At 28.3% G+C, this 6,747-nt stretch carries 8 protein-coding genes; all 8 read right to left on the minus strand.

Features of this window, described 5'->3' with window-relative positions; translation table 11 throughout:
- Positions 1-88 precede the first annotated feature (88 nt).
- Positions 89-1,303, minus strand: a complete 1,215-nt coding sequence (locus I0K12_RS19645; protein WP_196889883.1) for a serine hydrolase domain-containing protein — start codon at positions 1,301-1,303, stop codon at positions 89-91.
- A gap of 129 nt (positions 1,304-1,432) precedes the next feature.
- A complete protein-coding gene (locus I0K12_RS19650) occupies positions 1,433-1,825 on the minus strand; it encodes a hypothetical protein (protein ID WP_196889884.1) in 393 nt (130 codons plus the stop codon).
- Between the two features lie 559 nt (positions 1,826-2,384).
- Entirely contained in the window at positions 2,385-3,044 is a 660-nt protein-coding gene (locus I0K12_RS19655; protein WP_196889885.1) for a hypothetical protein, read from the minus strand.
- A 210-nt stretch (positions 3,045-3,254) separates the two neighbouring features.
- Entirely contained in the window at positions 3,255-3,440 is a 186-nt protein-coding gene (locus I0K12_RS19660; RefSeq protein ID WP_196889886.1) for a hypothetical protein, read from the minus strand.
- 137 nt (positions 3,441-3,577) lie between these two features.
- On the minus strand, positions 3,578-4,060 hold the full coding sequence (locus I0K12_RS19665; protein WP_196889887.1) for a hypothetical protein: 483 nt from the start codon (positions 4,058-4,060) through the stop codon (positions 3,578-3,580).
- Between the two features lie 368 nt (positions 4,061-4,428).
- A complete protein-coding gene (locus tag I0K12_RS19670; protein WP_196889888.1) occupies positions 4,429-4,845 on the minus strand; it encodes a hypothetical protein in 417 nt (138 codons plus the stop codon).
- Positions 4,846-4,989: 144 nt separating this feature from the next.
- Complete coding sequence (locus I0K12_RS19675) at positions 4,990-6,480, minus strand: IS1182 family transposase (protein WP_196889889.1); 1,491 nt, start codon at positions 6,478-6,480, stop codon at positions 4,990-4,992.
- A 48-nt stretch (positions 6,481-6,528) separates the two neighbouring features.
- On the minus strand, positions 6,529-6,747 hold a 219-nt coding region (locus tag I0K12_RS22045), incomplete at its 5' end, for a hypothetical protein (protein ID WP_231372813.1).

Consider the following 6,747-nt stretch of genomic DNA (forward strand, 5'->3'; position numbering starts at 1 on the left):
ATAAGGATTAAAGTTTTCATATTTTATTATTGTCATGTCACTTAAACCGCTATTACTTATACAGTGTATTACAGCCAGTTTTTATTTGTTAATTCAACTGTAAAGCAACATCCCATAAATCAAAATCACTACTGTAATATTGAAGTGAATTACCACAATGAACAATTACTGTTTCTTTCTTAGGTATAATGTAAATATTTTGCCCAAGATTTCCATTTGCATAAAAATGAAAAGAACCGTCTTCATTTACATGCCCCCACCATTGATAGCTATAGTAAATTCTTTTCTCACCTCTTCCAAACCATTTTGGGTATATATCCCTAGAAATTAATTTGTTTTCTCTGGTTGATTCAAGAACCCAATCTTTTGATATAATCTGATTGCCATTCCAATTTCCTTCTTTTAGCATTAACTGACCGAAACGAGCATAATCAATAGCTCGGGCAATCAAACGACTTGGCATATATTCAAAATTTGATTCTTGGCTATCTATAGAAAAAAGTGCATCATACTCCATTATTTTTGACCATAATTTCTTCTCTAGATAATTTGATACAGTTAATTTAGTAGCCCTTTCAAGAATCAATCCCAAATAGCTTGTATTGTAATTTGAATATTGAAAACTTTTTCCTGGTTCAGAAGCAATCCCTACATTCTCAAGTAGCAGCCTTCGAACATTAGGGTGGTAATAGCCAACTGCTTCATCATGCCAAGGAGAATGAATATTAGTAAAGGGTATATGACTGGTATTATACTCAAGTCCAGAACGCATTTCTAATAAATCTTTGATGGTTATTTTTTGGAAGCTTGAATCTCGCTCTAAAAGTTCAGGAATATAATTTGTTATTGGGTCATCTATACTTTTAATTAGACCATCATCAATAGCAGCTCCTATTAAAAATGAAATAAAGGACTTTGCTACAGATTGAGAATGAAAGTAAGAATCTCTACTAAAACCATTAAAATATTTTTCATAAACGATTGTATCTCGTTGTATAACAATAAGTGCAGTAGTTTGAGATTCAATAGCCCACTCTTGAAAGCTATTAAATCCAGTTTTAGTTACCAGTTCCCCAAATAGTGATTCAATATATTTCTCTTTAGGCTTAAAAATGAATGTATTGGTACTTTCCGCTCCCTGAATCTTATGGTTTTCAAAATTTTTATAATCATAAACATCCGCTATATTCATCGTGATGAGTCGATAAACGTAAATAGGTGTATATTGAATAGAAAGAAGTGTTAAAAGCAACAGAACAAATGACATTATAGTAAGAAATGTAATTTTTAGTTTTTTTCTCATTTAATTTTTTTGACTATTTGCAGAATGTTTAGGATAATTGGCTGTAACGTTTTGTATAAAAAGTAGCGCAGCGACCCGAAGGGTGCTTTTTGTACTTTGTTGTAGAACGTTATATTTTCATTTATTTTTTCAACACCATTCTATTTCTTTTTTAATAAAATCAATTGGTATTGGACCACCTGTACATCCTCCTATTTCTTCAGCATTTTCATCTGATTTACTCTCTCCTATAATCCATACTCCTGACTTGTGTTTTAATATAATTCCTTGGGTTAAAATTAAAGCTCCAGTTAAATTTGTTTCTGAGTTTTTCAATACTTTTATTTTATTTCCCTCAATTATTACATCACAAGAAACATTGTTCATTCTTCCTCCCCATTCAGATAAAAATAATTCATATTTAAATTTACCCTGTGGAATTTCATCTTGTAAAAACTCCAAATTATTTACATTATAATTTTGACAATAAAAATTAAGAGAATTACTCAAAATTAATATTATAATCACTAATAATTTTCTCATTTATGATTTTTTAAAATGTGCTACAACGGGAATCTGCGCACAAACCCCACAATTTTCGTTAAAACTAATCTTTTAACATAAATAAATCAAATTTAAGAGAGTTTTAATTTTGAGTAAATTAAACAATATTGAAATGCTTTGAAGAATAAAAAGATTTAAAAAAGCTAAAAACAAGTATTATTTACTCCAAACAAATAGGAATATAGGTTTTTTAATTAAAAATCGGAAGAATGAAATGGCGGTCTGCCTTCTTTTGCTAAAATATCCTGGAAACCTAATTCTTCGAGTGGAAGAATCTCCACAAATAAACCGACGATTTGAGCCCAAGAATCGGAGCAAACCATAGAATTTAAATCAAACATCTGTATTTGATGCCTGTCGATACCTTTTTGAAAATGCCTAAAAAAAGAGAAGTTTTTGCTTCTCTAAATTTACGATTTTTTAAAATTTTATGCTAGTAAAACTGTTAGTTTTTGCGCAGTCTGACGGTCTGTGTAAGTCACGAAACATGTGTTGCGCCTGCGGCATGTTTTGTGATTTACGCTTGTTGGCAACAGTTTTATAAATGTTTTTTTCTTGGTAATTTATTGTCTATTTTAAATATATTTTCGTCTAATTCTATTTCTTCAATTTTTTCAGCTTTATATGTCATTATAATTTCATCAAAAATTAATTTAAGTTTTAAATAAGGAGATTTAGTTGTTTTATAAATAATATTTGCAAATCCATCATTTAAATTCTGATAAAGTTTATAATTAATCTTTTGGTTCTTGGAATAATGATATTCGGAAATAAATTCTTTACCATCAAATTTGCTTTTCAACTTTAACTCTATTTTTTTACACTTTTGGTTTAATATTGGTTCTGATTCATCTTCAATTGTTTGTAATAATTCATTGTCTTGTGTCAATCCACTATAATAATAAAGAGTATCTACCCCTTTATATTTCACATAAAATGTATTTTCTTTTTGAATATATAATGAATAATCTAAACCTGCTTGATTACCAAAAGTTTTTCTCAATAAATTTCCATTTTCACCCCAATAAAATTTCATTGAAGTTCCATACCTTTCTTTTAAATAATCAGAATAAGAACTTTCTTTTAAAATAATTGTTTCAACATTATAAGTTATAACTCCTTCAAAGTATTTTTTCTTAGTTAAAGAAGTTAATGTTATAATTAAAATTATCAATATAAATATTTTTCTTAGTTTCATTTTTTTTCAATTGCTGCTAACGGGAGTTTGCGCACAAACTCCATAATTTTCGTTAAAACTAGTCTTTTAACACAAATAAATCAAGTTTAAGAGAGTTTTAATTTTGAATAAATTAAACAATATTGAAATGCTTTGAAGAATAAAAAGATTTAAAAAAAGCTAAAAACAAGTATTATTTGCTCCAAAAAAATAGGAATATAGGTTTTTTAATTAAAAATCTGAAGAATGAAATGGCGGTCTGCCTTCTTTTGCTAAAATATCCTGGAAACCTAATTCTTCGAGTGGAAGAATCTCCACGAATAAACCGACGATCTGAGCCCAAGAATCTGAGTAAACCATAGAATTTAAATCAAACATCTGTAATTGATGCCTGTCGATACCTTTTTGAAAATCCATAAAAAAAGAGAAGTTTTTGCTCCTCTAAATTTACGATTTTTTAAAATTTTATGCTAGTAAAACTGTTAGTTTTTGCGCAGTCTGACGGTTTGTGTAAGTCACGAAACATGTGTTGCGCCTGCGGCATGTTTTGTGATTTACGCTTTGTTAGCGGTTTTTTCTATTTTATTATATTCATTTTCAATCAATAAAACTCCTATAGGATATACTATAATCGACAATATTAATTTCCAATTAATTAGTTTCTTTCTAACTTTTAATAATTTACTCCATATCATGATATTTATAATCATCGAAATTATAAATGTGACAATTGTTATTAATGCAATTCCTTGATATAAATGAGCCATTATAATTCTTATAAAAAACGATGTAGATAAAAATGCAATAATCAATACAGGAATAACTACTAATAAAGACATTGATTTATTAAAATTCGATAAAATATTTTCTTTATTACTCAATTTTAATTCAAAAGTTATTTTATTCGTTTGCATTGAGTTCCATAACCAATTAATTATAACATTTATTATTATCCAGTCAGTTACATTTATTCTCAAAAGAATCATGCTCAACAAAAACATTAAACCGAATATTAATCTCAATATTTCAATTTTCAAAATCTTCCATTTTTTATTTTTTTCAATTACCGCTAACGGGAGTCTGCGCACAAACTCCATAATTTTCGTTAAAACTAGTCTTTTAACACAAATAAATCAAATTTAAGAATGTTTTAATTTTGAATAATTTAAACAATAGTAAAATACCTAGAAGAATAAAATAGCTTACATCAGATATTAAGAATTGATTTTTATAATCACTATTCCTTATGATGAGAGCTATGTTTCTGTGTTGAAATAGAAATTGGAAAATAGATTGAAAATAAAAAAAGTATATCAAAATAGTATTCTGATATGCTTAGATAAATATTGTATAAACTTTAAGATTGTTTTACTTGATTTTTAACTCAGTTCTTTGTTGTGGTGCGTTAAATTCTTTTCAATTTTTCTATTCTATTTTTTCTTTCAATAAATTCGAATGATATTCTTCTGGTTTGTTCTTCAAATATTTCAATTAATTCAGTCGCTTTCAATAAATATTTTTCGGCTTCAACTTTATTCGTTTTCAAATTTAAAACTCCTACTTCTTCAAAATATTTAGACAATATTTCAATATTCTCAAGGTTTATTTTTTTCTCTTTTAAATATTCTTTTAGTTTCTGTTTATTTAATTCTAATATTTCAGAAATATTTAAATCAAGTTCTTTTTTTAAATTTTCATTTGAAGTATTAATTGAAATTGAAGCATTACCTTTTTCTTTTAATTTCATGAAATTTGAAAAAATCTCACCTAAAACTTTACCTAATTGTTCAAATTCCTCTTTTAATAAATCTCTCTTTTCCATTTAATTTTCTTCTTTTAATTTCTTTTTTTTATTTTTCTGATATGCACCACAACGGGAGTCTGCGCACAAACTCCATAATTTTCGTTAAAACTAGTCTTTTAACATAAATAAATCAAATTTAAGAATATTTTAATTTTGAATAATTCAAACAATAGTAAAATACATTGAAGAATAATATATTTTAAAACGGCTTAAAACAAGTATTATTTGCTCTAAAAAGTAAGAAACAAGGTTTTTCAACCTATTTTTCAGATCTTCTATATCGAAAATTTGTTTTAAACGTAGCAGATTGTAGCAAACCATCATAAGATTCACTTCCGAAAGTACATTTTCTTTACCTCGCATCAGGGTAAAAGTAAAACCCCATTGCCGTTTTAAAGTTCCGAATTGATGTTCGGTTACTTGCTGTCGTTGCCGATAATACTCTGGATTCTGCTTAACTCTTTTTTCATTATTTTCTAAAGCTTCTTGATAAATCGAACGTTCAATATAACGTCCATTTTTTGCTGTGGTACATTTTTCACGAATCGGACATTCTTTGCAAGCTTGTCTATTTTTATAATGTTTTACTTTATGATTTCCTTTTTTATAAACAGTTCCATTTGTTTTTAAAATCTGATTATTCGGACAAGTGTAACAATCTTTTTCTGAATTATATTCAAAAATTTGCATGTCAAATAAACCATTTTTTGCGGAAGAATGTTCTTTAGGCGAACAAAAAGTTTGAATCTGATTTTCATCACAAATCGCAATATGTTTTCCTGTGGTATAACCTTTGTCCGCAATCACATTCATTTTTTTCACTTCCAATAATTTCTTAGCATCCAAAGCCATTGGCGAAAGCGCATGCGTATCGTTTACAGTTCCTGTCGAATTATTGACAAAAAGCTTGTATTCTGCATCACAACCAGCTTGCACACAATAACCAACATTGACAATATTTCGATGTAAAACCACCGAACGAGCATCTGAATCTATCAAACTAATTTGTGATTCACCAGATTTAATTAACTGCTTTTCTATTGCTTGGTATTTTTCTTTTCTCTTTTTTTGGATTTCAATTTTTGATGAGATCTCTTCTTTAATTAGCTCCGAATCTGCTTTATCTAAAGCTTCTTGATATTCGTTTATTTTCTGGTCAATATATTCAAAATGGCGTTTGATTTTCTTTTCATTAAAATTATTTTTCAAACTATTTTGTGCTCTGATTTTAAAGGAATCTATCGCAATAGTTTCTCCTTTGATCAAATCCCAATCTTTCAATAAACTCACGAAAAACCGAAATGTTTTCGCAAAAGCTTCCGCATTATTTTTTCTAAAATAAGCAATGGTTCTCGCACTTGGTCTGAGTCCATTCAAAAGCCACATCACTTCAATATTGATTTTACAGGCTTCTTCTAATTTTCTAGAAGAACGAATTCCTTTTTTATAACCGTAAATGTAGAGTTTTAATAAATCGGAAGAATGAAATGGTGGTCTGCCTTCTTTTGCTAAAATATCTTGAAAACCTAATTCTGATAGTGGAAGAATTTCCACGAATAAATCTACAATCCGAGCCCAAGAATCCGAGCAAACCATAGAATTTAAATCAAACATCTGTAATTGATGCCTGTCGATACCTTTTTGAAAATCCATAAAAAAAGAGAAGTTTTTGCTTCTCTAAATTTACGATTTTTTAAAATTTTATGCTAGTAAAACTCTGAGTTTTTGCGCAGTCTGACGGTTTGTGTAAGTCATGAATCTTGTGTTGCGCCCGCGGCAAGCTTTATGATTTACACTTTGTGTGTGCCCTGCATGAGCAGGTGCACACCAACCGCAAGGTTTGAATAAATTCCAAAAATGCAAATTCTTGAATAGAAAACCAAGTGTTAGGTGTGCAATTATTTTCCAGAAGGTGTAAGT

The sequence above is a fragment of the Aureivirga sp. CE67 genome (assembly GCF_015767245.1).
GTDB lineage: Bacteria > Bacteroidota > Bacteroidia > Flavobacteriales > Flavobacteriaceae > Aureivirga.